22 protein-coding genes, 1 other RNA gene and 1 pseudogene are annotated in these 26,237 nt (G+C 34.9%); 22 read left to right on the top strand and 2 right to left on the bottom strand.

Features of this window, described 5'->3' with window-relative positions:
• Positions 1-277 precede the first annotated feature (277 nt).
• The 7 genes from dinG (at position 278) to AM499_RS08315 (ending at position 6,787) form a co-directional block, all read left to right on the top strand.
• Entirely contained in the window at positions 278-3,034 is a 2,757-nt protein-coding gene (gene dinG / locus AM499_RS08340) for an ATP-dependent DNA helicase DinG (protein ID WP_053589769.1), read from the top strand.
• Positions 3,035-3,056: 22 nt separating this feature from the next.
• Complete coding sequence (locus AM499_RS21335; protein WP_082355209.1) at positions 3,057-3,227, top strand: YpmA family protein; 171 nt, start codon at positions 3,057-3,059, stop codon at positions 3,225-3,227.
• A 3-nt stretch (positions 3,228-3,230) separates the two neighbouring features.
• Positions 3,231-3,719 (top strand): cell wall elongation regulator TseB-like domain-containing protein, encoded by a 489-nt coding sequence (locus tag AM499_RS08335; RefSeq protein WP_053589768.1) that lies wholly within the window; start codon positions 3,231-3,233, stop codon positions 3,717-3,719.
• A 28-nt stretch (positions 3,720-3,747) separates the two neighbouring features.
• Positions 3,748-5,043, top strand: a complete 1,296-nt coding sequence (gene asnS, locus AM499_RS08330; protein WP_053589767.1) for an asparagine--tRNA ligase — start codon at positions 3,748-3,750, stop codon at positions 5,041-5,043.
• A gap of 76 nt (positions 5,044-5,119) precedes the next feature.
• Positions 5,120-5,830, top strand: coding sequence for a DnaD domain-containing protein (locus AM499_RS08325; RefSeq protein ID WP_053589766.1), 711 nt, complete (start codon positions 5,120-5,122; stop codon positions 5,828-5,830).
• Between the two features lie 11 nt (positions 5,831-5,841).
• Entirely contained in the window at positions 5,842-6,492 is a 651-nt protein-coding gene (gene nth, locus AM499_RS08320) for an endonuclease III (protein ID WP_053589765.1), read from the top strand.
• Positions 6,485-6,787 (top strand): YpoC family protein, encoded by a 303-nt coding sequence (locus tag AM499_RS08315; RefSeq protein ID WP_053589764.1) that lies wholly within the window; start codon positions 6,485-6,487, stop codon positions 6,785-6,787. The genes nth and AM499_RS08315 overlap by 8 nt, the downstream gene beginning before the upstream one ends.
• Before the next feature lie 82 nt (positions 6,788-6,869).
• Here AM499_RS08315 and AM499_RS08310 read toward each other — a convergent pair whose 3' ends face one another.
• Positions 6,870-9,494 carry a PBP1A family penicillin-binding protein gene (locus tag AM499_RS08310; RefSeq protein WP_082355208.1) on the bottom strand — a complete coding sequence of 875 codons (2,625 nt, stop codon included), beginning with the start codon at positions 9,492-9,494 and terminating at the stop codon, positions 6,870-6,872.
• A 21-nt stretch (positions 9,495-9,515) separates the two neighbouring features.
• A complete protein-coding gene (gene recU, locus AM499_RS08305; protein ID WP_053589763.1) occupies positions 9,516-10,115 on the bottom strand; it encodes a Holliday junction resolvase RecU in 600 nt (199 codons plus the stop codon).
• Positions 10,116-10,309: 194 nt separating this feature from the next.
• Here recU and AM499_RS21650 point away from each other — a divergent pair, with 194 nt between their 5' ends.
• From AM499_RS21650 to AM499_RS08240, 15 genes and pseudogenes are all read left to right on the top strand, one after another.
• A complete protein-coding gene (locus tag AM499_RS21650; RefSeq protein WP_156316775.1) occupies positions 10,310-10,465 on the top strand; it encodes a hypothetical protein in 156 nt (51 codons plus the stop codon).
• Between the two features lie 75 nt (positions 10,466-10,540).
• The gene (locus tag AM499_RS08300) at positions 10,541-10,909 is read left to right on the top strand and encodes a YppE family protein (RefSeq protein WP_053589762.1); all 369 of its coding nucleotides are present in this window, start codon (positions 10,541-10,543) and stop codon (positions 10,907-10,909) included.
• Positions 10,902-13,181, top strand: coding sequence for a DEAD/DEAH box helicase (locus AM499_RS08295; RefSeq protein ID WP_053589761.1), 2,280 nt, complete (start codon positions 10,902-10,904; stop codon positions 13,179-13,181). The genes AM499_RS08300 and AM499_RS08295 overlap by 8 nt, the downstream gene beginning before the upstream one ends.
• A complete protein-coding gene (locus AM499_RS08290; protein ID WP_053589760.1) occupies positions 13,171-14,466 on the top strand; it encodes a ribonuclease H-like domain-containing protein in 1,296 nt (431 codons plus the stop codon). The genes AM499_RS08295 and AM499_RS08290 overlap by 11 nt, the downstream gene beginning before the upstream one ends.
• 70 nt (positions 14,467-14,536) lie before the next feature.
• Entirely contained in the window at positions 14,537-14,836 is a 300-nt protein-coding gene (gene gpsB / locus AM499_RS08285) for a cell division regulator GpsB (RefSeq protein WP_053589759.1), read from the top strand.
• Positions 14,837-14,899: 63 nt separating this feature from the next.
• Positions 14,900-15,284, top strand: an RNA gene (gene rnpB / locus AM499_RS21330) — RNase P RNA component class B.
• Between the two features lie 142 nt (positions 15,285-15,426).
• A pseudogene (locus AM499_RS08280) lies at positions 15,427-17,154 on the top strand (putative bifunctional diguanylate cyclase/phosphodiesterase).
• On the top strand, positions 17,154-18,281 hold the full coding sequence (locus AM499_RS08275; RefSeq protein WP_053589758.1) for a THUMP domain-containing class I SAM-dependent RNA methyltransferase: 1,128 nt from the start codon (positions 17,154-17,156) through the stop codon (positions 18,279-18,281). The pseudogene AM499_RS08280 and the gene AM499_RS08275 overlap by 1 nt, the downstream one beginning before the upstream one ends.
• A gap of 89 nt (positions 18,282-18,370) precedes the next feature.
• Positions 18,371-20,272 (top strand): ATP-dependent DNA helicase, encoded by a 1,902-nt coding sequence (locus tag AM499_RS08270; RefSeq protein ID WP_053589757.1) that lies wholly within the window; start codon positions 18,371-18,373, stop codon positions 20,270-20,272.
• A 49-nt stretch (positions 20,273-20,321) separates the two neighbouring features.
• Positions 20,322-21,821 carry a carboxypeptidase M32 gene (locus AM499_RS08265; RefSeq protein WP_053589756.1) on the top strand — a complete coding sequence of 500 codons (1,500 nt, stop codon included), beginning with the start codon at positions 20,322-20,324 and terminating at the stop codon, positions 21,819-21,821.
• A 354-nt stretch (positions 21,822-22,175) separates the two neighbouring features.
• Entirely contained in the window at positions 22,176-22,526 is a 351-nt protein-coding gene (locus AM499_RS08260) for a cupin domain-containing protein (protein ID WP_053589755.1), read from the top strand.
• Between the two features lie 26 nt (positions 22,527-22,552).
• Positions 22,553-23,590 carry a TRAP transporter substrate-binding protein gene (locus AM499_RS08255; protein WP_197275624.1) on the top strand — a complete coding sequence of 346 codons (1,038 nt, stop codon included), beginning with the start codon at positions 22,553-22,555 and terminating at the stop codon, positions 23,588-23,590.
• Between the two features lie 45 nt (positions 23,591-23,635).
• On the top strand, positions 23,636-24,166 hold the full coding sequence (locus AM499_RS08250; protein WP_053589753.1) for a TRAP transporter small permease: 531 nt from the start codon (positions 23,636-23,638) through the stop codon (positions 24,164-24,166).
• Positions 24,163-25,455, top strand: a complete 1,293-nt coding sequence (locus tag AM499_RS08245) for a TRAP transporter large permease (protein ID WP_053589752.1) — start codon at positions 24,163-24,165, stop codon at positions 25,453-25,455. The genes AM499_RS08250 and AM499_RS08245 overlap by 4 nt, the downstream gene beginning before the upstream one ends.
• A 24-nt stretch (positions 25,456-25,479) precedes the next feature.
• Positions 25,480-26,226 (top strand): IclR family transcriptional regulator, encoded by a 747-nt coding sequence (locus tag AM499_RS08240; RefSeq protein ID WP_053589751.1) that lies wholly within the window; start codon positions 25,480-25,482, stop codon positions 26,224-26,226.
• Positions 26,227-26,237: the final 11 nt, after the last annotated feature.

The following is a 26,237-nucleotide window of genomic DNA, read 5'->3' as shown; positions in this document are numbered from 1 at the left end:
CTAAATACTTTACTAGTTATCAATGATTTTCATCAAAAGTGGTGAATAGGATGAGCGGCTTACCAGCCGCAAGCGCACGTCCGTGTTAAAAGTGGTTTTAAATTTGATAAATCATTTCTAAATATTTTATGTAATAAAATTCATGCTTGTTTTAATGAAGATTTATTTTCAATTGTTTACATCAAAATTTTCGTTTCTTATTAGTGAATGTGTTACAATTTTTTAGAGAAAGTCTTTAATGTTCTTACTTTTAAAAATTAGAATTGTGAGTTGAGGAATGGTGGAAAATCATAAATATGCAGTTGTAGATATTGAAACAACAGGCCATTCATCTTCTAATGGTGACCGCATAATTCAGATAGCAATTGTCTTTATAAATGACTATAAAATCACAAATACGTATACAACATTTATTAATCCGGAAAAACAAATTCCTTTCTTTATTCAAGATTTAACGAAAATTAAAGATGAAGATGTAGTGAATGCTCCTCTTTTTGAAGAAGTTGGTTCACAAATTTTAGATATGCTTCAAGACCATATATTTGTAGCACATAATGTTCATTTTGATCTTCCATTTTTACAAAGTGAACTTAAAAGAGTTGGGCTTCCGAAGTTAATTTGCAAAAATATGGATACAGTTGAATTTACAAAACTAATGTTTCCTAACTTGTATAGTTATAAGCTACAGGATATTTCCTCTGAGTTACATATTGAGTTGCATTCAGCGCATCGAGCAGACGATGATGCGTTGGCTACTGCACATTTGCTATTAAAGTGCATAGAGCAACTTTCTCAATTACCACTACGAACAATAGAATTATTACATAAAAGATCTTTTCATTTGAAATCTAACTTATCCTTAATTTTTTTTGAGGTGTTAACTTCTAAAAGAAAAGAGTTGGACTCAAAAGATTACCCAACTTATCATTCTATACCTTTAAAATATGTAGAGGGTGAGATTGATTTTCAGCCTATTCAGCAATGTTATCCTTTAGAGAGATCTTCTAAATTGAGCTTGTTCCATGAAAGTATGGAACGATTTGAAGAGCGTCCAGGTCAATTTGAATTAATGGATAAGATTCACGCTGCACTAAAGGATAAAAAAGAAATTGTTTGTGAGGCGGAGACTGGGATTGGTAAAACCTTGGGTTACTTACTTCCTGCTACCATTTATGCAATGGAGCAACGGAAACCAGTAATCGTTAGTACGTATACAACTCATCTAATTGATCAGTTAATTTTAGAAGAAATACCTAAATTAAATGAGCTCTTAGGTGTTCAAATTCAAGTAGGAAAATTGAAAGGGATGCATCATTATATCGATTTATATCGATTTTGGCAGCATCTTCAATTAGAAGACGAATCTTATGATGAAACTTTTACTATTATGCAAGTATTAGTTTGGTTAACACTAACAGAAGAAGGGGATTTGACCGAGTTAAATGTTTCAGGTGGTGGTCAACTTTTTATTGATAAAATAAGAAGAACTGATCGTTTTAATACGGAAGAGTTGAAAGAGGTAGACTTTTATCAGAAAGCTATTCGAAAAAGTGAAAAATGTGATATTTTAGTTACCAATCATGCCATGATATTAGCAGATCAGGAAAGAGAAAATAGGTTATTGGCAAATGGATGTGCAACTATTATTGATGAGGCACATCAATTTATACATGCCAGTATGTCTAGAAAAGAACGTGTTTTTTCTTATACAAATTGGAAGTATGTGCTTGGTCAATTTGGAACATTGGATACGGAACATTTACTTTATAAATTGTCCGATTTGCATATACCATTAGCTTTACGTGTACGTTTGGAAAAGCAATTTGTTGAAGTAGTAAATACTTTTGATGATACTATTTCTGCTATCGTCCATTCTGCAAGCCAAACAAAAACTCGATATAAAAATACAAAAAAATCTATTCTTCTTGGAGAATTCAACATAGATGAATCCAGTTTGAGAAGAGTAGCAAACTCCATTCAAACTTTTATTTTTTCTGCAAACTCGATTATCCATTCATATTCGGACCAATTAGAATTATATTCATCTATCATATTGAACGAATGGGAATATTGGATTCGAGAGCTTGAAATAAAAGTAAGCGAATGGGATGAAATATTTTTACAGGATGCCACACTTGAAGCAAAGTGGTTGGAAATGGATACAAGAAGCATACCGGGTAGCTTGACTATTATTAAAAGACCATTAAACTATCAGCAAGATATTAAAAGTGCCCTCGATCCGCTAAGAGAGGAAGGGGCGGTTGTATGGACTTCGGGAACACTTTCGGTTCCTACAAATCGCCACTTTATCACTTCTCAGTTAGGATTAGATAATAATATTAGCATTTCTACATTTAAAGCTTCTGCTGACTATTATAAAGGAGCAGAATTATTAATTGTTGACGATATGCCAGATATCCAGCAAGTATCTCAAAGTGACTATATTGAATCTATCGCAGAAGCAATTGTTCAAACAGTGCTGGTTACTGAAGGAAGATGCTTTGTCTTGTTCACTTCTCAAGATATGCTTCGAAAAACTGTTGACTTAATACAAGACACAGAATTGTTAGATGATTATATGTTGTTTGCACAAGGTATGTCATCTGGAAGTAGAATGCGCTTATTAAAATCATTTCAGCGTTTTTCTAAATCAGTATTATTTGGCACAAATAGTTTTTGGGAAGGTGTAGACGTTCCGGGAGACGCATTATCTGTAATTATTATGGTGAGACTTCCTTTTTCCTCTCCAGAGGACCCTTTATTTAAAAAGAGAGCAGAATTATTAACAATTAACGGTCAGAACCCATTTACTGCTTATTCTTTACCAGAAGCAGTTCTTCGCTTTAGACAAGGTTTTGGTCGATTAATCCGTTCATCATCCGATAAGGGTGTTTTTATCGTGTTAGATAGAAGAATTGAAACAAAGTCCTATGGAATCGATTTTATTCAAGCAATCCCTAATATTCCAGTAAAGAAAGTATCGCTAGAAAATATGGTCTTAGAGCTGGAAAATTGGTATACTAAGGGAGTATGAGTTTTAGAAAGCGGGTAGAAATATGGAAAAAAAAATTGAAGTGCTATCAACCGTTACGGTAAATTATCAGGGTGACTTATATAAAGTGGTTGATGCTTTAAATCGTACATTAAAAGAACAGGATTTAATGTTTGGATTGGCACTTGATAAGCAAGATCAAGAAAAAGCAGTATTTACAATTTACAGGACTTAACTAATGGCATTAAAAAGATGGATCCTGTTTATTGTTATTTTTTTAATCAGTCTAACGGTTGTTCTAAGCTTACTAATTTACTTTCAAGCAAAAAATCCTTTCAAAGCTGCTAGCGAAGATGCTGAATCCTATGTAATGAAACATGAGTTGTTATCAGATATTAATGATTCTTATGTATATAATAGTTCTGATTCATTCCATACAGTTATAGGTACAACTGATAACGGGGAAGAAAAAGCGTTTTTCATTCCTGAAAAAAAGACAGATGAAGCTATAATGGAAGTTAATTTAAAGGATGGAATAACGAAAGAACAAGCGATTGAACTAGCAATGAAAGAGGAAAAAGACAGTAAAATATTACATGCTAAACTTGGAGTAGAAGAAGTAGGTCCAGTTTGGGAAATCACGTTTGTAGATAACGACAATAACCTTGGTTATGTGTATTTGTTATTTAATGACGGAGATTGGTGGAAACGTATTTCAAACTTATAATTTAACTTTTGAATTTTTGGAGGGTAACATGAAAAAAATTATGATTAAAGATATGGAGAACCATGTCGGCGAAACAATAAAATTAGGTGCATGGCTTTCAAATAAACGGTCAAGTGGTAAAATTGCTTTTTTACAACTACGTGATGGTTCTGGTTTTGTTCAAGGAGTTGTAGTGAAAGAGGAAGTTGGAGAAGAAATTTTTCAAGTTGCTAAAGGATTAACACAAGAAACTTCTATGTATGTAATAGGTGAAGTGACTAAAGACGATCGTTCTTCTTTTGGTTATGAATTACAGGTAAAACAAATTGATGTGATTCATGCTGCTGTGGATTTCCCAATTACACCTAAAGAACATGGTACGGAATTTTTAATGGACAATCGTCATTTATGGTTACGTTCTAGAAAACAACATGCTATTATGAAAATTCGTAATGAAATTATTCGTGCTACATATGAGTTTTTTAATAATAATGGATTTGTAAAAATGGACCCACCTATTTTAACTGGATCAGCTCCAGAAGGGACGTCCGAATTATTCCATACAAAATATTTTGATGAGGATGCTTATTTATCTCAATCTGGTCAATTGTATATGGAAGCTGCTGCAATGGCCCTTGGTAAAGTATTTTCTTTTGGACCTACATTTCGTGCAGAAAAATCTAAAACACGACGTCATTTAATTGAATTTTGGATGATTGAGCCTGAGATGGCTTTTGTAGAATTCGACGAAAACTTAGAAGTGCAAGAACAATATGTTGAATATATAGCACAAGCAGTATTAAAAAATTGTACATTAGAATTAGAGCGTTTAGGTCGTGATATATCTAAACTTGAAAATATTAAAGCACCGTTTCCACGTATTTCTTATGATGATGCTATTAAATTTTTACATGAAAAAGGATTTGATGATATCCAATGGGGTGATGATTTTGGTTCTCCTCATGAAACTGCCATTGCAGAAAGCTACGATAAACCAGTTTTCATCACACATTATCCGGTAGGGATCAAACCTTTCTATATGCAACCGCATCCAGACAGAGATGATGTTGTATTGTGTGCAGACTTAATTGCTCCTGAAGGTTATGGAGAAATTATTGGTGGTTCTGAGCGTATTCACGACTATGATCTTTTAAAACAACGAATAGAAGAGCATGATTTAGATGAAGCAGCATATGCATGGTATTTAGAACTTCGTAAACAAGGTTCCGTGCCACATTCTGGTTTTGGACTTGGATTAGAAAGAACAGTAGCATGGTTAAGTGGAGCAGAACATGTACGTGAGTCTATTCCATTCCCACGTTTATTAAACAGATTATATCCATAAGATAAAACAACCGCTATATTTTCTTACTTAAAGGGACAAGGCGTTAGGGTTGGATCAAAAAGAAAGGGAGACGAGTATGCAAAAGCGAGATCGACTCCGTATTTGGACAGAGCAGGGAAATGTAACCATTTCCCAGCTTTTTTTTAGCTACTACAAGATGATTGATGTGAAAGATGAAGAAGCTATCATTCTTCTTCATTTAATTGCTTATGGTGAGGCTGGAAACCACTTTCCAACTCCCCAAAATCTAGTGGACAAGACGTATTTTGATGAAAATAAAGTAGTAAGTATTTTACAACGACTTTTGCAAAAAGGTTTTGTTCAAATTGAACAGCAAATTGATGAACAAGGTGTTCGTAATGAATATTATGATTTTCAGTGTCTCTGGAACTTACTTTTGGATTATGCAGAGCACGAACAGAACAAGGAAGAAGATCAACAAGTGAAAGTGGAGGAAGGCAATATTTATAAGTTATTCGAGCAAGAATTTGGTAGACTGTTATCACCCATGGAATACGAAACAATAGGCATGTGGTTTGACCAGGATCAACATTCTCCTTCACTTATTCGGTTAGCACTTAAAGAGGCAGTACTTGCCCAAAAGCTTAGCTTACGATATATAGATCGTATTTTATTTGAATGGAAAAAGAAAAATATTAAGACAGTAGAAGCTGCAGAAAAAGAGTCGTCTAATTTCAGACAACAAATATCTGTTCCAAAACAAGTTGAACAAATTTCTAATTCTACAAAAGTATCTTTTTATAATTGGTTAGAAGAAAGAGAGTAGGAGGGGGAAAATTGCTTACGAAAGCACAATGGCATTATTGCCTAGACGAGATGGAGCGAATGTTCCCTGATGCTCATTGTGAGCTCGTTCATGAAAATCCATTTGAACTCCTTGTTGCTACATTATTGTCCGCACAATGTACAGATGTTTTAGTAAATAAAGTGACAAAAACTTTATTTCAAAAATATAAAAAGCCGGAAGATTATTTAATGGTTTCTATTGAAGAGCTTCAATCAGATATTCGATCAATTGGTCTATATCGTAATAAGGCGAAAAATATACAAGCATTAAGTAAACAATTGATAGAATTATACGGTGGCGAAGTCCCTGCTAATAGAGACCTATTGACTACTTTTCCGGGTGTAGGCCGCAAAACCGCAAATGTTGTTGTTTCAGTAGCCTTTGACATTCCAGCAATTGCGGTGGATACACATGTAGAACGTGTAACAAAACGCTTAGGTTTATGTAGATGGAAAGATACTGTCTTGCAAGTAGAAGAGACATTGATGAAGAAAACTCCGATGGAGCTATGGTCAAAAGCACATCATCAACTAATATTCTTTGGGCGCTATCATTGTAAAGCACAAAATCCAAATTGCCCAGAATGCCCTTTATTGGCAGTTTGTCGAGAAGGGAAAAAGAGGATGAGTAAAATTGTCTAAAGATAATTCTTTCGATTTTCGGAGTAAATTTGAAGAATGGGACCTGTTAAAAGATAGTTTGGTCCCGCTTTTTAAAGAAAATGATGATTCAAGAAAAATCATCATGGAGCATGGGATACAGCTATTGAAAGATATTATTAAGGTTGCTGATGGAGTAAATTTAATCAATTTTACCGAACGCTTTGATTTTATTCAAAAGAATAGTTCAAATTATACTGCTTATCGTCAACTTGAAGAGTTGTTTAAAGAAGCGAAAAAGAAAATTGCAGTGAAAAGAATCATGAATGATAAATAGTAGAAGATGACATATTGAGAAGTTTTAAATATTTACAAATAAAAAACGAGTTATCCCTCTAGGATAACTCGTTTTTTTGTTTCTATGGAGTTGTACTGGAATCCTCTCCAGAGGTGGTACCATCAGGATTCGTTTCTTCCTGACCATCTTCAGGAGTTGTATCTGTTCCGTCTTCCCCGGTATTAGTTCCATCCTCACCATTAGAATTACCATTGCCATTATTGTTTCCATTGCCGTTGCCATTACCATTTCCATTATTGTTACCATTGCCGCCGTTACCATTCTCATTACCTTCATTTTCATCAATATCGTCTGAAGGGTTATCTTCTGGATTTACTTCTTCTACGGCATCGAGTGTCAGAGAGATAGAAGCTGGTTCACTTCGAATTTCATCTGAAACTGCAGTAACCGAAAATACATAAGTACTACCAGGTATCAAACTTTGAACGATTAATCCCTGTTGATTTGTTGTTTGTAGAACTTCACTTGGTCCATTATCGATTGCAACGGAAACTTCAAACTGTACATCCGTTTCCATTTCTTCTGGTTTTTTGAAATCCCATGATAATGTTGCAGTTGAAGTTATTTCATCATAATCCACGGCTAAATTAGAAGGAGCATTTAACTCAAGTTGCTCATATTCTTCCGATACAGTAGTAGGTTCAGTTCCTTTAACAAACAGTTCAGTTGATTTTAAATTGTCAGGTGTATAATCGCTTGCTAATTGTAACGGATCAGATCCAACCTCGATTGTCGCTTCTACTACTGAACTTGGTTTTTTGAAGCGCTCTGTATTTGTTCCGTCTGAAATATTAGCCATTACTTCTTTAAAAATATGCTGTGGTAAATAACGCTCCTCGTTTGTAGTCATTGGAGTTTTTAATTCAGGATAACCAGACCAAACAGCAATAGAGTAATTTGTAGTGTATCCAGCAAACCACACATCAGGAAATGCGCTATCCGGTAAATTCCATTCCTTCATTTGATTTGCGTCATAATTGGAAGTACCGGATTTTCCAGCAATATCCAATCCGCTCACTGCTGCACGCTTACCAGTACCTATCGTCATTACATCTCTTAGGACATCTGTCACTATATAAGCTGTAGAATCCTTCATGACAGGTTTAGATTCAGGACGATAATTTTTTTCTGTTTTGCCATCTCGGTAAACAATTTTATTAATCGCATATGGTTCAGTATGCATACCGCTATTTCCAAATGCTGCGTATGCTCCAGCCATTTGAATAGGGGACATAGCTTTAGATGTACCACCAATCGCACTACTTTCGGTTACGTCTCCTAAATCGATTCCGAAACGATTAATAAATTCTTTCGCATTTTTTGTGCCAACCTCTTGTAGTGTTTTAACAGCAGGTACATTTCGAGAATTATAAAGTGCTTCGCGCATTGTCATTTTACCTTTATATTTCCCATCAAAATTTCGAACTACTTGATCCGTACCAGTGTATTTGATTTCTTTATCAACGATTGTCTGACCAGTTGACCAATTTAAATACTCTACTGCTGGACCATAGTCGATTAAAGGTTTGATAGTAGAACCGGGAGAGCGAACATTCATATCTTGTGCAAAGTTAAATCCACGTTCTGCTCCATAATTTCTACCACCACCAACTGCAGCGATTGCACCTGTCTTTGTATCAATAACTGCAATAGCTGATTGGATTTTTTCTGAAGGGAACATATCAGAGTTAAGTGTGGATTCTACAGTCTGCTGTGCTTCAGGTTGTAAAGTTGTGTGAATAGTAATACCTTCGGAGATTGCATCCCCATCACCATTTTTTTCTAATTCATCCAATACAATATCAATGAACGCATCATATTTAGAATCTTGTCGTGCTACACGTTGCTCTTCAGGTAATAAACCTTCCTCTATAGGTACTGCTTGTGCTGTTTTCATTTCTTCTTCTGTAATTTTGCCATGTAAATTCATTAAATGAAGTACAATGTTTCGTCTTTTTTCAGCAAGCTCAGGATTTTTGAATGGATTATAATTATTCGGACTTTGTGGCATCCCTGCAAGTACTGCGTATTGATCTAAAGTTAAGTCCTTTAATTCCTTACCATAGAAATATTGGGATGCTGTTCCAAATCCATATATTCTTCCAGACATTAAGATTTTATTGAAGTACATTTCAAATATTTCTTCTTTTTCATACTTGCGTTCTAGCTGAATAGCAAGATATGCCTCTTGTGCTTTTCGTTTTAATGTTTTTTCATTTGTTAAAAACGAGTTTTTAATCACCTGTTGTGTTAAAGTACTGGCACCTTGTGAACCAAAACCGCTTGTGAAGTTTGCTAATACTGCTTTCCCTAAACGTAGGAAATCGACTCCCATATGATCATAAAAACGAACATCTTCCGTCGCTAATATAGCATCTTCCATTTGTTGGGGTATTTGATCGTAGGGAACATGTTCTCTACTTTCCGAACCAACTGTAGCAAATACTTCTCCGTTTGCATCTAAAAGTTTTGGACTAATAGGATCTTTTAAAGATTTTTCGTCTAATTCTGGAGCAGTGCTTGCATAATAAGCGAATAGGGATCCTCCTGCTATAAGTCCTACTATACCTAAAGCTAGTACAGTAATAAAAATACGTTTTATCCATAGTTTTATAGGTTTCTTCGGTTGTTTTTTTTGTTGTAATTCTTTTCTTCTTTGTTCACGAGTTCTTTTTTGCTCACTCATAAACGTCTCCTCACTTTCACTTTATACGTTCAAGTTATCAACTATTTTTAAATAATCAATCCTTGGTGCATATTTGGGAATAATCTCTATTGCATGCTCTTCGAATTCACTAAAAGCAATAGATTTTCTTCCCCCTGTTTGCATTCTTTCCCAAAAAAGCTCTAATTGTTCAAAAGGTAAATAAAAATAACGATCAAATGCCGAGAAACGTACTAGTAAAAAACAAACGCCATTTTGTTTAGTTACTTTTCTCATATGATTTACTTGATGTTCGTGTACATTTTTCAAGGGAAACGCTGTTCTATTTTCCGTTTCTTTTGCTTCAAAGTCAATATATTTACCTTGGTACACACCGTTAAAGTCTGTTGTAGAAGGTGTTCGATAATACGCTTCTCTAATCACTGCACTACTTCGACTAGGATATTCTACTTTAACAACCTGAATAGGGATTGGTTTTTTATAGATGACAGCTAGACCGCTTAAAAGGTAGTATTCGTTTGCATCATTTAACTCATCCTCTAACGTCTTACCCCTATTACTAAAAGAATAATCCTTTTTCTTAATTTTTAACGGTTCTTTTTTGGGAGTATACACTCTACCATTTGGATAATGAATAGCCAAGCAGATCACCTCTTTATGCTATTAGTTTATCACAAGTTACTTAGACGAATACTATTCATATTTAGTTTCATTTCTGTTACAGCGAGTTTACTTTGTCGAGTGTACACTAGTTTTGTCTGTTGTAAAGAACGTTTGTCGAGAAGGAAGGTATTTATAGAAAAACAAGGAACATACTCTAAAAAGGAGGAATTATAATGAATAAAATTGAACGATTAATTGACCAACTTGAGTTACTTGAGTATTTACTCGAAAGTCGACTACACGATGAACAAGATAAATTCGAGGAAAACTTTAGTCGGTCCTCTTTTCATTTGCTAGCGAAAATTGAAAAAATGGAAAATAAATTATAAAGAATATACGTTCGCCTAGAACTAGTAAAAAGTTTTGATATTTGATAAACTATTACTAGAATGTGAGGGATAACTTTGTCACTATTAAATCTTAGTAAACATTTATTGAAAGAATGTGATGATTGTATCAACCGTTTTGAAACTTATCGTAAAGAAGATAAGGATCCTGATTTTTTTCAAGATGTAAAACCACATGCATATCAAATAGATGAGCTTTTGCAAGAATGGGAACAGCTAGTCCGAAAATGGATTCAAGAAAAGAGACCTAAGTATGTCCATCCTAGTCAGGTTGACTCTTTACTTGAGTCCATGAAGCAATTTATTGTGCAATCGTACTATAAAGGTACGAGTAAAAAAAGGTTTCTAAAGTCAATTCATTCATCAAAATATACATTGGAAACAATTATTCAAGCTATCAAGGAAGTGGGGGATGAACATGCATAAACGAAAGAGCGTTCAACAATTACTAGATGATTGGAAGTTAGATGGAAATAGAAACTCACGCATAGTGCATGTTCATACAACTGAAGAGAAACAAGCAAAATATGCACCATTTCCCGATCAAATGCATCCTTCTTTACAAAAAGCATTAGTCAGTCGTGGAGTAAATCAATTGTATATTCATCAAAGACAAGCTTTTGATACTGCGATGTCTGGTAAGTCATATACTACAATCACTCCTACTGCCTCAGGAAAATCACTTTGCTATCACCTACCAGTTCTTCAGTCGATATTAGACGATCCAACCTCGCGAGCCATTTACTTGTTTCCGACAAAAGCATTAGCCCAGGACCAAAAAAGCGATTTAAACGCACTAATTCAAGAGAGTGAAGAGGAAATTTTAAGTTATACATATGATGGAGACACAGAACCTGGTATAAGACAGAAAATTAGAAAGTCAGGTCATATAGTATTAACAAATCCTGATATGCTTCATTCTGGAATTCTCCCACATCACACTAAATGGGTATCTCTTTTCGAGAACTTAAAATTTATAGTTATAGATGAAATCCATACATATAAGGGTGTTTTCGGTAGTCATGTTGCACATGTTATACGAAGGTTAAAGAGAATTTGTGCGTTTTATGGAAGTCATCCGCAGTTTATTTGTACATCTGCTACGATTAAAAATCCAAAAGAGCTTGCGGAATCTTTAACAAATGCTTCGCATACATTAATCGATGAAAATGGTGCCCCTGCAGGTAAGAAACATTTTGTGTTTTACAATCCACCAATTATTCATCCAGTATTTAATGTGAGAAGAAGTGCAATATTAGAAGTTAGAGATTTAGCACAGGAATTATATGTAAATGGGATTCAAACAATTGTTTTTGCAAAAAGTAGAGTTCGAGTCGAAATGCTCGTAACTTATTTACAAGGGCTAGTTAGCAAAAAAATAAATGACCAAACAATTCGCGGTTATAGAGGAGGTTATTTACCTTCTGAAAGAAGAACAATTGAAAAAGGCTTAAGAGACGGATTAATTAGAACTGTAGTAAGCACTAATGCATTAGAGTTAGGGGTAGATATTGGTCAATTACAAGCATGTATAATGACAGGATACCCTGGCAATATCGCAAGTGCATGGCAACAGGCAGGAAGAGCAGGAAGAAGGCAGGATGAGGCTCTAATTATATACGTTGCTCAATCCACTGCACTTGATCAATACGTTGTGAACCATCCTTCTTACTTTTTAGGTCAATCTCCAGAAGAAGTACGTATTCATCCTGATAACATGATAATTTTAATGGATCATTTGAAATGTGCAGCATTTGAGTTGCCATTTTCAACGATGGATTCATACGGCGAATTTTCAATTCAAGAGTTACTTGAATTTTTGGAGGAGGAATGCGTTTTATTAAAAACAGCTGAGAAATGGCATTGGATGTCTGAAAGTTTTCCAGCGAGCAATGTAAGTTTACGTTCTGCGTCTCAAGAAAATGTTATTATTATTGACCAATCTATACCAACAAAAACGAAAGTGATTGGTGAAATGGATCAATATAGTGCGATGACTTTACTGCATGAGGAAGCGATATATTTACATCAAGGAACTCAATTTCAAGTAGAAATACTGGACTGGGAAGAGAAAAAAGCATTTGTCAGAGAGGTAGACGTTGATTATTTCACAGATGCTAACATTGCGGTAGAGTTAAAAGTATTGAGTGAGGATAAGGAAAAAGAAGCCAATGTTGGAACACTGTTATTTGGTGACATCATTGTATTAGCGCAACCAACTATCTTTAAAAAAATTAAGTTTGATACTCACGACAACATTGGATCAGGTAAGATTCACTTACCTCCAATAGAATTGCATACTTCCTCTACATGGTTTAGCTTTGAAAAACCAGATGATTGGACGGATGCTCTACTATCAGATGCAATGACTGGAGCAGCTTATGCGCTTCATGCATTTATTCCATTATTCATTCATTGTGATTCAAAAGATATTCATGTCGTACCACAAGTGAAATCAACTAATATGGAAAAACCAACTTTTTATATTTATGATAGTTATCTAGGTGGTATCGGATTATCAGAAAGAATGTTTGATTTATGGAATGAATTAGTTCCTAAAGTAACAGAGCAAGTAGCAAGCTGTTCTTGTAGTAATGGTTGTCCTGCTTGTATCGGAGCTCAGGATGCTGAATTGAATTTGAAAAAAGAAGTATTAAGACTATTCCATTTTTTGCAGGTAAAAGAAAATGTCCTATGAAAAAAAGTTATTACAAATGAAAGGGCTCGTAAAAAAGAATTCGAGCGAACAGATTAAAAAGGAAGTTTCTACTTATCAGCTTCCTTTTTATACAGAGAAATGGATTCAGCACGGACTTAAACTAATTCAGAACGAACATGGTTTTTTATTTGTAAAAGAATCTTTCTACTCAAATGAGCATATACATGGAAACATTGCATTGAGTAAATTAAATCAAGCGATCAAATTTATGCAGAATAACTATCCAGAACATCCATTAACAGTTTCTTCAAATAATAGCTTTTCCTTTTATGATACAGAAACAACTGGTTTGAAGGGGACAGGAGTACTTATATTTCTTAATGGAATATTAACGAAAACGAATGATGGTTTTTTATTGAAACAATTTGTACTTGCAGATCCAAGTCAAGAAACCGCATTTTTATATGCTTCGGATTTCTGGAAAGACGCACAAACAATTATTACTTATAACGGAAAAAGCTTTGATTTACCACAACTAATTACAAGATGGACAATGAATCGAAATCTTCTTCCAAAATTAAAACAGCATGATCATATCGACTTGATGCATACTTCCAAACGAATATGGAAAGGTGATTTAGAAAGATTTAAATTAAAGCAAATCGAAGAACAAAAGTTAGGTTTTAAGAGAAATGGAGATATACCAGGTCATCTTGCTCCCATTATTTATTTTGATGCGGTGAAGACAGGGAGTCCAGTTAATTTGATGAAAGTTTTAAAACATAATGAATGGGATATTTTATCTTTGGTAACGCTATATATAATTACAGTGGATTTAATGACCAAAAAAGAAGAAGTAGATGAATCCTCTGTGACGTATACTAATATCGGAAAATGGTTTCAGGATTTGAAAACAACCGAAGTAAGCTTTAACTGGTTTAAATTTGTCGTGGATCATTTCCCAAAAGAGGAAGCTTGCGTTGCATATATGTACTTAGGATTACATTTGAAACGCAAAAAGTTATTTATTGAGAGTATCCAAGCTTTTGAGGAATCTTTAAAGGAAATAAGCGGGAAATATCGTTTAAAAGTTTATATAGAATTAGCTAAATTGTATGAGCATCAACAAAGAGATTTTGAGTCAGCGCTAAAAATGACATTAAAAAGCGCGACATATATGGATTCTTTAAGCGATAGTATATCCTTACAAACAAAGTTACGCATCGAAAAAGAACTAGTTAAAAGAAGAGAAAGAATAAGCCGGAAAATAATTATTTCCCGGGCAAGCGCACAACATAACAAAAAGCGCGTACAAATGCCTTAAATTACTCCATTATTCGACATCATTATGCTATAATACGTTTAGCGAAATGTAGATGGAAGGAAGATGTACTATGGAATTGAAGTTTAAACCATCAGATATATTAGAAAAAGAATTTAAAACAGGCTTAAGAGGGTACAACCAAGAGGAAGTTGACATATTCTTAGATGATATTATTCAAGATTACGAGGCTTTTGAAAAGAAAATTTCCCAACTTCAATTAGAAAATAAGCAATTAAGAGAAGAATTGGCAGAGGCACCGAAAAGAACTCAGCAAGCACCACCACCACCTACTGGTGCAACGAATTTTGATATTTTGAAACGACTTTCACATTTAGAGAAACATGTATTTGGAAGTAAATTATACGAATAATTATATTACTTTCAATGCGTTGAAATGTCGACAAGTTTCGTGTATACTATGAATACCACTTATATATTCGGGCAATCGCTGCAATGCTAGACATTGTAGAGGAAAGTCCATGCTCACACAATTCTGAGATGAATGTAGTGTTCGTGCTTAGTGAAAAAATAAACTAAGGCAGCTTTTAGCTGACGGCGGGATGAAGGCCTAAGTTCTTTTTAGGATATGGCTGACAATCTCTGAAAGTGCCACAGTGACGTAGCTGTATAGGAAACTATACAGGTGGAACGAGGTAAACCCCACGAGTGAGAAACCCAAATTATGGTAGGGGCATCTTCTTGAAGGAAATGAATGGATAGAAGAACAGAAGTTATTCTGTAGATAGATGATTGCCATCTACACAGTACGAGGTAAAGCACCGTTTGAGTACCGTAGAGACAAAACATGGCTTATTGAGTGTATGAGTGGCTAAATAATAATATAAACAAGCTCTCCATTCGAGGAGAGCTTTTCTTATCTTACATAACCTTTTTCATAAAATTATGGAGTAAAAATTTTAATTATTACTTTGTAGCGTAAACAAAGGCAGGTATTTGATTGTGAAGAAAAAACAACAACCTGAACAATTTTATTTATACCCAAATAAATTAGTAGAGGAAGTATTTCATTCTACAACTGAAGGTATAATGATTACCGATGGACAAATGCACATTTCTCTTGTAAATGCTGCTTTTGAATTGGTTACAGGGTATTCGATGGATGATGTTCGAGGTAAAAATCCTCGTATTTTACAATCTGGAATACAAGACGCTTCGTTCTATAAAAATATGTGGAATGAACTTAATACGAAAGGTGTTTGGCGAGGCGAAATCTGGAATAAAAGAAAAAGTGGTGAAATTTATCCAGAACTATTATCAATTGCAAGTATAGTGAATAGTGCTGGAGAGGTTACCAATTATTTTGGAATTTTTTCAGATATATCTCGTAAAAAAGTAATAGAAAGAGAGCTAGAAGAATTGACCCTTACGGATCAATTAACGAATTTAGCTAATAGATCGACGTTTAAAGAATCATTAAATGAATTAATTAGTTTTCCTCAATCACATAATCATAAACATGCATTACTTTTTATTGATTTAGATCGTTTTAAACATATCAATGAGACAGTAGGAAATGATGTTGGAGATATAATATTAACAGAGGTTGCCAATCGTATTAAATTAACCGTAAAAGAGAAAAATATATTTGCTCGATATGGTGGTGATGAGTTTTTATTGACTTTAAATGATATTCATCATCAAAAAGATGCAGCTCGTCAGGCTAAAGAAATTATTAAATCTTTAAACAAACCCTTTTATATCGATGGAAAGGAAATATATATCACTTCAAGTATAGGAATTAGTATTTTTCCGCAAGATGGTATAGATGCAGAAAAACTTATTCATAAAGCGGATAAAGCAATGTATTTTGCTAAACAGAATGGACGAAATCAATATGCTTTTTATTTCGAGGAGTTAAAAAAAGATTCTAAACGGTTACTTCTTTTAGAAGCAGAACTTAGAAAAGCCATTCAAACAAAAGAATTTCATATTTATTATCAACCTAAAATATCAGTTGGTAACCAAGAAATTATAGGTGTTGAAACACTTGTTAGATGGGAAAATGATAAGTTAGGCAACGTTTCACCAGGAGAATTTATTCCTTACGCAGAGGATACTGGTTTAATTATTCCATTAAGTGAATTGATACTGGAAAAAGTATGCCTAGATATAATGGATTGGAGAAGTAAAGGGATTCTCCACTTACCTATTTCAATTAATATTGCGTCATTACATTTCCAACAAGATGACTTTATGGAATGAATAAATGCAATTCTTGTGCAATATAATTGTAGTCCAAGCCAATTAGAATTAGAGTTGACAGAACGGACGGTTATGAAAGACGCGAAGGGTATAGTCAACAAGTTAATCAAACTAAAAAATATGGGATTCAAAATTTCTATTGATGACTTTGGAACAGGTTATTCTTCTTTAAGTTATCTAAATCGTTTTCCACTAAATTATTTGAAGATAGACAGTAGTTTTGTTCAACAAATTACCTCTTTAAAAGATAAGCAAGCCATTGTAGATTGTATTATAATGATGGCCCACCGTTTACATATAAAAGTAGTAGCTGAAGGTGTAGAAACGAAAGATCAAGTTAAGCTTTTAAAGGAAATGGGTTGTGATATCATCCAAGGATATTATTATAGCAGGCCAATTCCAAGCTCAGAGCTTTTGGATTTCATCGAATTATGGGAAATTCATAAGCAAGAAAGGAATGTATAATGACAAAATTTAAATTAGTAGCAACATCCGCAATGGGATTAGAATCTATTGTAGCTGATGAAGTAAAGGCACTAGGTTATGAAACAACTACTGAAAATGGAAAAATTTATTTCGAAGGTGATGAAAGAGCAATCGCCAAAGCAAATATTTGGTTGCGTGTTGCTGATCGTGTGAAAATTGTAGTTGCACAATTTCCTGCTAAAACATTTGACGAGCTTTTTGAAAAAACAAAAGCAATACAATGGGAAAAGTTTTTAACAGTAGATGCTGCATTTCCTGTACAAGGAAAATCAGTTAAGTCTACTCTCTTTAGTGTTCCGGACTGTCAAGCTATTGTAAAAAAAGCAATTGTAGAGCGTCTTAAACTAGCTTATAAGCGCATAGGATTTCTAGATGAATCAGGAGCAACATATAAAATTGAAATAAGTATTTTAAAAGATATAGCAACCATCACAATTGATACAAGTGGTGTTGGTCTGCATAAACGCGGTTATCGTCAAGAACAAGGAGAAGCTCCATTAAAAGAAACTCTTGCAGCTGCACTAGTGAAAATTTCTAAATGGAATCCAGATCGCCCATTTGTTGATCCATTTTGTGGTTCTGGAACAATTCCGATTGAAGCTGCTATGATTGGACAAAATATAGCTCCAGGCTTTAATCGTGATTTCCATAGTGAATCGTGGTCATGGATGTCTAAAACAATATGGGATGATGTACGAAATGAAGCGGAAGATCTTGCGAGGTATGATCAAGAGCTTCAAATTATAGGTTCTGATATCGATCATAAAATGATTCAAGTAGCGGAACAGAATTCTTTTGAATCTGGTTTTGGAGACATTATAACATTTAAACAAATGCAAGCTAGTGATTTTTCCACTACGGTTACAGACGGTGTTATGATTGGTAACCCGCCGTACGGAGAGAGAATTGGGGAAGTAGAAGTAATTGAGAAAGCAATTAGCGATTTAGGATATTTAATGGAAAAGTATCCTACCTGGTCTGTTTATATGCTTTCATCAATGGAAAACTTTGAACAATTGTATGGTAAACGTGCAACAAAAAAACGTAAACTATTTAACGGATTTATTCGAACAGATTATTACCAATTTTGGGGTAAACGTTCTTAAGTAGAGGATTATTTGTGTAGATTAAAAATTAGTTTGACGGAAGGGAGGAACTCCTTTCCGTTCTTATTTTATTTTGGAGGAGTTCATATATGAAAAAAGCTTTACCATTTCAATTATCCAAGGACCGCTCTTTCTTCGAATCATTAGGTGATTGGATGGGTGATGTATTATACGATGAATTACCAGAAAAAGGTTTTGAGTGCCGTGATGAACAAATATTTATGGCTTATCAAATTGAAAAAGCTCTAAAAGAAAAAAATGTGCTATTTGCCGAGGCGGGAGTAGGTACAGGGAAAACTATAGCTTATTTGTTACCTGCAATTTCTTATGCAAGATATACGGGAAAACCTGCTTTAATCGCATGTGCAGATGAAACGTTAATTGAACAATTAGTTAAAGAAGCAGGTGATATTTTTAAACTGCAAAATTATTTAGATATAAAGATTGATGTCCGTCTAGCAAAATCAAGAAATCAATATCTTTGTTTAAAACGATTAGAAGATGCACAAAAAGATTTAGATAATGATTATTTCATAGAGGAAATAGAGGATCTCATTCCGGATTTTGTTTATGGTCATTCCTCTCTTCAGAAAATATTTCCCTATGGAGAAAGAAGCCAATTTTCTGGGGTAAGTGATGAAGATTGGCAAAAAGTAAATTTTCATCCGACTCAGCAGTGTATGGTTTGTGATTTGCGTAATCGTTGTGGCCAAACTATTCATCGTCAAAATTATAGAGAATCTGCAGATTTGCTTATATGTTCCCATGAATTTTTAATGGAACATATTTGGACAAAAGAATCGAGAGTTCGTGAAGGACAGCTTCCTTTATTACCCGAAGTATCAATGATTGTATTGGATGAGGGACATCTATTAGAATTTGCTGCCCAAAAAGCGCTTACGTATGAAATACAGAGTGAAACATTAGTTCGTTTATTAGAACGAATCATGGTAGATGGGATTAGAGAGAAAACATTATATTTAATGGAGCAACTACAAGAAACGCATGATGAGATTTTTGGTTTAATTAGAAAAAATAGCATCGCCAGAGATTCAGACCGAATGACGATCAATAAATCAGATTTACTTATTCAAACATGCAAGAAAGCTATTAGTTTAACGGATGATTTACTCGAAGAATTTGTCTTTGAGTCAGAATTATTTACAATTCCTGAGTATGAGCTTCGAATGGTGGAAGAATTTTTAGAGCAGTATGTTTATTCTTTACGTTTGTTCACGGAAAAAGGGGATGGAGTAGAGTGGCTTGAAATTATTGATGGCCATGAAACGTTGATTATTATGCCGCGTTTAGTAACAGACATTTTAAATGAAAAACTGTTTACTTCTAAAATGCCAATCGTATTTTCTTCCGCTACACTTTCTATTGAAAAAGATTTTACGTATATAGCGGATTCACTAGGTGTTGAAAAATACCAATCGTTCTCAGTAGCTTCCCCATTTGACTATGATGAAGTGATGAAAATCAATGTAACAAAACTACAACAAGAAGACAAAGCTAAGCATGTGGTTAAATTATTGGAAGATAAGCAACAAACATTAATCTTATTTAAATCAAAAGCAGCGATGGATCAATTCAGAAATTCTATTCCTTTAACTAAAGATATTGTTTTTGAAGGGGAGAGAGAGCTTTCCACAATAGTGAAGGAGTTTCAAGAAGGGAACTTCTCAACATTATGCTCTTACCACTTATGGGAAGGTCTAGATTTACCTGAAAAAGCGTTAACAAGAGTTATTATTGTAGATTTACCATTCCCACCAGCAGATCCTTTGTTTGATGCAAAGCGTAATTTCTCAAACGAACCATTTGAAGAAGTTGATTTACCATTTATGCTACTAAGATTGCAACAAGGCATCGGAAGACTTATTAGAACATCTAACGATTACGGAGAAATTCATATTCTACTTAACCCAGAAGAAGCAAATTTACAAAGTCGATTTGTTAAAATTTTGCCAACATCTATTCATCAATAATAGTCATATGGTACGATAATGTGGAGTTGGAAAAAAGGGGGAATTTACTTTGACGTTAGAACAACAATTTTTAGAATATGTAAAAAAGATTGGTGCGTACAATGAAGCATTAGGTGTATTATATTGGGACATGCGCACAGGGGCACCGAAAAAAGGAATAGACCAGCGTTCTGAAGTTGTAGGTGTACTTGCAACAGATGTATTTAATCTTTCAACATCAGACGAGTTGAAGAAATTATTAGATGAACTAGAACCTACAATTTCTTCAGCAAATATTGTAACGAAGCGTGTGTTTGAAGAAGTGAAAAAAGAATATGATTTGAGTAAAAAAATACCTGCAGATGAATATAAAAAATTTGTTATTCTTCAATCTAAATCCGAATCTGTTTGGGAAGAAGCGAAGTCCAAAAACGATTGGGCGATGTTCATGCCATATTTGACAGAAATGGTGGACACTTTAAAGAGATTTGTTACTTATTGGGGAGTAAAAGACAATAATCCATATAATGTATTGTTGGATCAATATGAGCCTGGAATGACTACGGAAATACTAGATAAAGTATTTGGAGATTTAAGAAATCGTATTGTGCCTTTATTAAAGAAAATTTCAGAATCTCCAAATCAACCGAAAACAGATTTCTTATATAAGCATTTCGATAAAAAGCAGCAGGAGTCATTTAGTTTAGATGTTTTAAAACAACTTGGTTATGATTTTGAGGCTGGGAGACTAGATGAAACAGTTCATCCATTTGCAACCGGATTAAATCGTGGAGATGTCCGAATTACAACGAAATACGATGAATCAGATTTCCGTTCTGCTGTATTTGGTACTATTCATGAGTGTGGTCATGCCATTTATGAGCAAAATGTTGGGGAAGAATTAACGGGTACACCTCTAGCGGGTGGTGCATCCATGGGAATTCATGAATCACAGTCTCTATTTTATGAAAACTTTGTTGGCAGAAATCCAAAGTTTTGGGAACAAAACTATGAAAAGTTACAAAGCTATTCTCCAGAACAATTCGGAAATGTATCGATGGAGGAGTTTTTGCGTGCAATAAATGAAGTCAAGCCCTCCCTGATTCGTATTGAAGCAGATGAACTAACGTATGCACTTCATATAATGATTCGTTACGAAATCGAGAAAGGTCTATTTAATGGGGATTTAAAAGTTGAAGAACTGCCTGAAATTTGGAATGCTAAATATGAGGAATATTTAGGAGTGCGTCCTTCTACAAATGCAGAAGGAATACTGCAAGACGTTCATTGGGCGGGAGCAAGCTTCGGATATTTCCCTTCCTATGCTTTAGGTTATATGTACGCTTCACAGTTTAAGGCGGCTATGTTAAAGGATATCCCGAATTTTGACGAACTATTTGAACAAGGGGATTTATCTCCTATCAAATCTTGGCTCACCCAAAATGTCCATCAGTATGGGGTACTTAAAAAACCGCTGGAAATACTTAAAGATGCAACAGGTGAAGGGCTTAATGGTAATTACTTGGCAGATTATTTAGAAGAGAAATATACTAAAATTTATCAATTATAAAATACTGCTACTTTTTACTACATTGTAGACTAACTTAAGAACGAGTTGTCTATAGTTTTTTCATCCGCTTCAATAAAATACATTTAATTTTCTAGGTATCCAATTGTCACTCTGACAGTTTTGGATACCTTTTTTGTTGTCTAGATATGATATAAGCGACTTAAGTAAATAGTCATGTTACAAAATATCATACTTTTTCATTAGAAGGAATTTTCAGAAAACATATTGTTTTATAAAATTCCTTGTGTTAAACTAATTTTGTAAATGGAACATTATTCCGAATAATGGAATGGTGTTTATTTTTTGAATTAAATGTAAGCGTATTCAAAAGAAAGTTTGAAAGGGGTAATGGTAATGGTTTATTGGAAGAACGAGAGGGATGTTGAGATTTATTCACCACCTGGACATGAAGGAACATTCAACCGTCGTCTTGTGGGACCGGCAGAGGGTATTGAGAATTTGGAGGTCATTATTGGAGAGATGGAACCAGGTGGGTTAGCAGATCCACATTTCCATGAGGATATGGAGCAAATCATGTACATATTGGAAGGTAAGATGCATATTGTCATCAATGAAAAGGAGGCAGTCCTGTCTAAAGGAGATGTAATTTGGATTCCTAAAATGGCGATGCATGAAGTGAAAAATATAGGAGAAAGTCTTTTGCGTTTTGTCCTCATGTATTCCCCTCAAAAAGTGAGGGGATGAAATATTAACTGAAGGGAATGGGTGCAATGAAAGAAATGAAAAAAGTAGTAGCTTTGCTAAGTCTTTCTATTCTAATACTCGTCTCAGGATGTGGAAATACAGTTCAAGGCAATGAAAGAGACGGGGTTATTAAGCTGAAGATTGCGGATTCACTTCCTACTACAAATTATCTTTCGTCAGAAGGTACTTTGTACTTCATGAATCGTGTAGAGGAATTAACAAACGGTAAAGTAGAATTCGAACATTATCCAGCCGAACAGATTGGAAAAGCGAGCAGTTATCTTGATTTGACGTTGTCTAAAACAGTGGACATCGGATATACATCCTATTCTACTGAACGTCTACCCTTGACAGAAGTTGCAACTCTGCCAGGTGCTTATAGTTCGTCCCAAGAGGGTTCCGAAATCTTTTGGAAGCTTATGAAAGACTATTTAACGGAAGAAGAGTATTTGAAACATGATGTACGTCCAATCTTTGCGGTTGCTTTACCTCAATATCAGTACGTGACAGCAGAAAAACCGATTAAAAGTATTGAAGATATCAAAGGTACAAAGGCACGTGTAACAGGGACAATGGAGTTCGGTTTTGACGAACTTGGCGCTTCCCCGATTTTCATGCCAGCTACGGAAGCATATACAGCAATGGAGCGAGGCACGGTCGATGGGGTCACATTTCCATTCACAAGTTTTGCCGCCTATCAAATTGAGGCAATTGCCAAGTACACAACAAAAGGTGCCAATCTAGGTAGTTTTGCTGTAGTTTATTCCATTAATGATGAAGTCTACCAATCTTTACCTCAAGGAGTGAAGGAAGCGATATCCCAAGCGGGGGACGAAACTGTCGCACACTTATCGAAATTCCTGGATCAGAAAAACGAGGAATTGGCAGAACAATATGCCGAAGAAATGGAAGTATACGAGTTAAGTGAAGCAGAATCCGCCCAGTGGGATAAGGCTCTTGAACCTTCATGGGACCGTTGGGCACAAGATTTGGAAGGCCGTGGTTTCAATGCTAAAGAAACAATCAAAAAGTATCGTGAAATACAAGCTAGTTTAAATAAATAAAAGGCGTTCTTGTAACGAGAGCGCTGTCCCTATGGAGGTGGAAGTATGGACTTCATTGAAAAATGGTTTGACAAGTTAGAATTTCTTTCATTGAGGCTTTCACAAGTAGCTGTTGTGATCATGATGTTATTAACGACCGCAGATGCAATAAGCCGATATTTTTTTAAGCAATCTATTATAGGAGCTTATGAAACGATAGAATTGTATTTGATGGTGGCACTTGTGTTTTTAAGCATGAGCTTTGTACAGAAAATAGACGGACATATCCGCCTTGACATTCTGTTCGATCGATTTCCGAAACGAGTGCAGGATGTTCTGAATATCATCTATTACGTGTTCGCGGCAGTGATGTTTTTTTTCATCGGTTTGAAAGGGTTCAATATGACACTAGAAGCATTGCAATTTAATTATGTAGCGGCTGGTCTTATCAATCTACCTTTATGGCTATCTTATATATGGATTCCTATCGGTTCATTCTTATTTGTAATTAGGTTGCTATTACTGGCTTTACTTCTCGTTATAGGAAAAGGTAAATACAGTGAAACAGATCCTTCTGATGGGAGTGAAATGCAATGAGTGTTGCAATACCGCTTATTTTACTTTTATTATTTTTAGCCTTTGGAATGCCTATTGCTTTTGCTTTAGGAATTGCAGGATCTATTGGACTGCTTATAAACAGCGGATGGGATTCATTTTTAGGAATTATGCAGACAGCACCTTATGACAGTGTTAAAAGTTTCATAATGACCTCAATTCCAATGTTCATTCTCATGGCTTCATTAATGACAGTTAGTGGAATTATGAAGGATCTCTTTCAGGCTGCATACAAATGGCTTGGAAAATTGCCAGGAGGACTTGGAATTGCTACTGTATTTGCAGGGGCGATGATGGCATCAGTCTCGGGTTCGAGCCAGGCTTCTGCCGCAGCCATGTCGAAAGCAGCTGCACCAGAAATGAAAAAATACAAATACGACACAGCTTTTACTATGGGCGTTGTTAGTATGGCCGGAACCTTGGCAGTCATGATTCCACCAAGCATTATCTTAATCCTTTATGGAATTTTAACTGAAACAGGTGTTGGGTCCCTACTCATTGCTGGAATTATACCTGGGATTCTTACAGCGATCGGTTATATTATTGTCATTTTCGTTTGGGTAAAATTTAAGCCCGAAATTGCACCAAAAATTGAAATCAACCCCACCATGAAAGAGAAGTTCGTTGCTCTAAAGAATATATGGCCGATGCTTATCATTATCCTTGCTGTTATTGGAGGAATCTATAGCGGACTAGTAACAGCTACGGAAGCAGGAGCGATGGGTGCTTTTATTACATTAGTCGTTGTATTTATCATGGGAAGAATGAATCTTAACAAATTTGGAGAAGCACTTACTGATACCATCAAATCTACTACAATGATAATGACGATTATCATCGGAGCACATATTTTCAGTTACTTCTTAACATTGACACAGTCCACCCAGCGAATTGTTGGAATAGTTGAAGGGTTGGATACATCTAAATATTGGATATTGGCTATCATTATCATCATCTATCTAATTTTAGGATTCTTTATGGACCAAATAGCAATTCTTATTTTGACACTTCCATTAACATTCCCAATCATCACATCGCTTGGTTTCGATCCGGTATGGTTTGGAATTATTGTGACGAAAACAGTAGAAATTGGATTGGTAACACCTCCAGTCGGTATGAATGTCTTTGTCGCTACAGGAGCTGCAGGAGTTAAGACTGCGGAAGGATTTAAAGGGGTAACTTGGTTTGTCATCATGGATCTGTTTATACTAGTATTGTTAATTTTAATGCCATTCATTACATTATGGCTTCCTGAATTAATGATTAAATAAAGCAAAATTAGGAAGGAAATTAATATGAATTCAAATGTAATCTCTAAAACTTTTTCCATACTTAGAGCATTTACTGATATCCAAAACGAGTGGGGAGTGAATGAACTCTCCAGATATCTTAATATGCCTGTAAGTAGTACTCATCGAATGATTTCCATGTTAAAGGACGAGCATATTTTGGAGTATTCGGAGTTAACTAATAAATATAGAGTCGGATCTGACTTCATCAGAATGGCATCAATCGTTTCTACTAATGTAGATGTGAAACGAGTAGCTCGTCCACAACTGGAAAGTTTGGCATCAGAATTACGGCACTCTGTATATTTTGGACTTTATTATCCGCAACATACGAAGCTTTCGTTTGTTGATAGTGTTAAAAGTTCATTTGCACTCCAGTATGTCTTAGAAATCGGTGTTTTGCAGCCAATCCACGTTGCAGCCAGTGGTAAAACGATACTTGCATATCTTTCAGATTCTGAAATTGAAGATGTATTTGATAAAGAAGGAGAATCACAAGATAAAAGAAATGAAATTAAAGAGGAACTAAAAAAAATTAAAAGCCAAGGGTATGCAATTACAGCTAATGAGCGGAAAGAAGGAGCTCTCAGTATTGGAGCGCCAATATTTGATGCTCGTAGTAAGGTAATAGGCAGCATAATCTGTGTAATTCCTATAGGTGATTATCAAAAAGAGCTTGAAGGTTCGTATATAGAAAAAATAAAAGAGGCTGCTCTTAATATTTCCTATAAATTAGGTTATCCGAAAGTGTAAAGGAGGATTCC

The organism is Bacillus sp. FJAT-22090 (assembly GCF_001278755.1).
Taxonomy (GTDB): domain Bacteria; phylum Bacillota; class Bacilli; order Bacillales_A; family Planococcaceae; genus Psychrobacillus.
This window is presented reverse-complemented; position numbering and strand designations above follow the sequence as displayed.

Coding starts and splice junctions, on each gene's coding strand:
- dinG (WP_053589769.1), top strand. CDS start 278: ATGGTGGAAAATCATAAATATGCAGTTGTAGATATTGAAACAACAGGC.
- AM499_RS21335 (WP_082355209.1), top strand. CDS start 3,057: ATGGAAAAAAAAATTGAAGTGCTATCAACCGTTACGGTAAATTATCAG.
- AM499_RS08335 (WP_053589768.1), top strand. CDS start 3,231: ATGGCATTAAAAAGATGGATCCTGTTTATTGTTATTTTTTTAATCAGT.
- asnS (WP_053589767.1), top strand. CDS start 3,748: ATGAAAAAAATTATGATTAAAGATATGGAGAACCATGTCGGCGAAACA.
- AM499_RS08325 (WP_053589766.1), top strand. CDS start 5,120: ATGCAAAAGCGAGATCGACTCCGTATTTGGACAGAGCAGGGAAATGTA.
- AM499_RS08310 (WP_082355208.1), bottom strand. CDS start 9,494: ATGAGTGAGCAAAAAAGAACTCGTGAACAAAGAAGAAAAGAATTACAA.
- AM499_RS21650 (WP_156316775.1), top strand. CDS start 10,310: ATGAATAAAATTGAACGATTAATTGACCAACTTGAGTTACTTGAGTAT.
- AM499_RS08295 (WP_053589761.1), top strand. CDS start 10,902: ATGCATAAACGAAAGAGCGTTCAACAATTACTAGATGATTGGAAGTTA.
- AM499_RS08290 (WP_053589760.1), top strand. CDS start 13,171: ATGTCCTATGAAAAAAAGTTATTACAAATGAAAGGGCTCGTAAAAAAG.
- gpsB (WP_053589759.1), top strand. CDS start 14,537: ATGGAATTGAAGTTTAAACCATCAGATATATTAGAAAAAGAATTTAAA.
- AM499_RS08275 (WP_053589758.1), top strand. CDS start 17,154: ATGACAAAATTTAAATTAGTAGCAACATCCGCAATGGGATTAGAATCT.
- AM499_RS08270 (WP_053589757.1), top strand. CDS start 18,371: ATGAAAAAAGCTTTACCATTTCAATTATCCAAGGACCGCTCTTTCTTC.
- AM499_RS08260 (WP_053589755.1), top strand. CDS start 22,176: ATGGTTTATTGGAAGAACGAGAGGGATGTTGAGATTTATTCACCACCT.
- AM499_RS08255 (WP_197275624.1), top strand. CDS start 22,553: ATGAAAGAAATGAAAAAAGTAGTAGCTTTGCTAAGTCTTTCTATTCTA.
- AM499_RS08250 (WP_053589753.1), top strand. CDS start 23,636: ATGGACTTCATTGAAAAATGGTTTGACAAGTTAGAATTTCTTTCATTG.
- AM499_RS08245 (WP_053589752.1), top strand. CDS start 24,163: ATGAGTGTTGCAATACCGCTTATTTTACTTTTATTATTTTTAGCCTTT.
- AM499_RS08240 (WP_053589751.1), top strand. CDS start 25,480: ATGAATTCAAATGTAATCTCTAAAACTTTTTCCATACTTAGAGCATTT.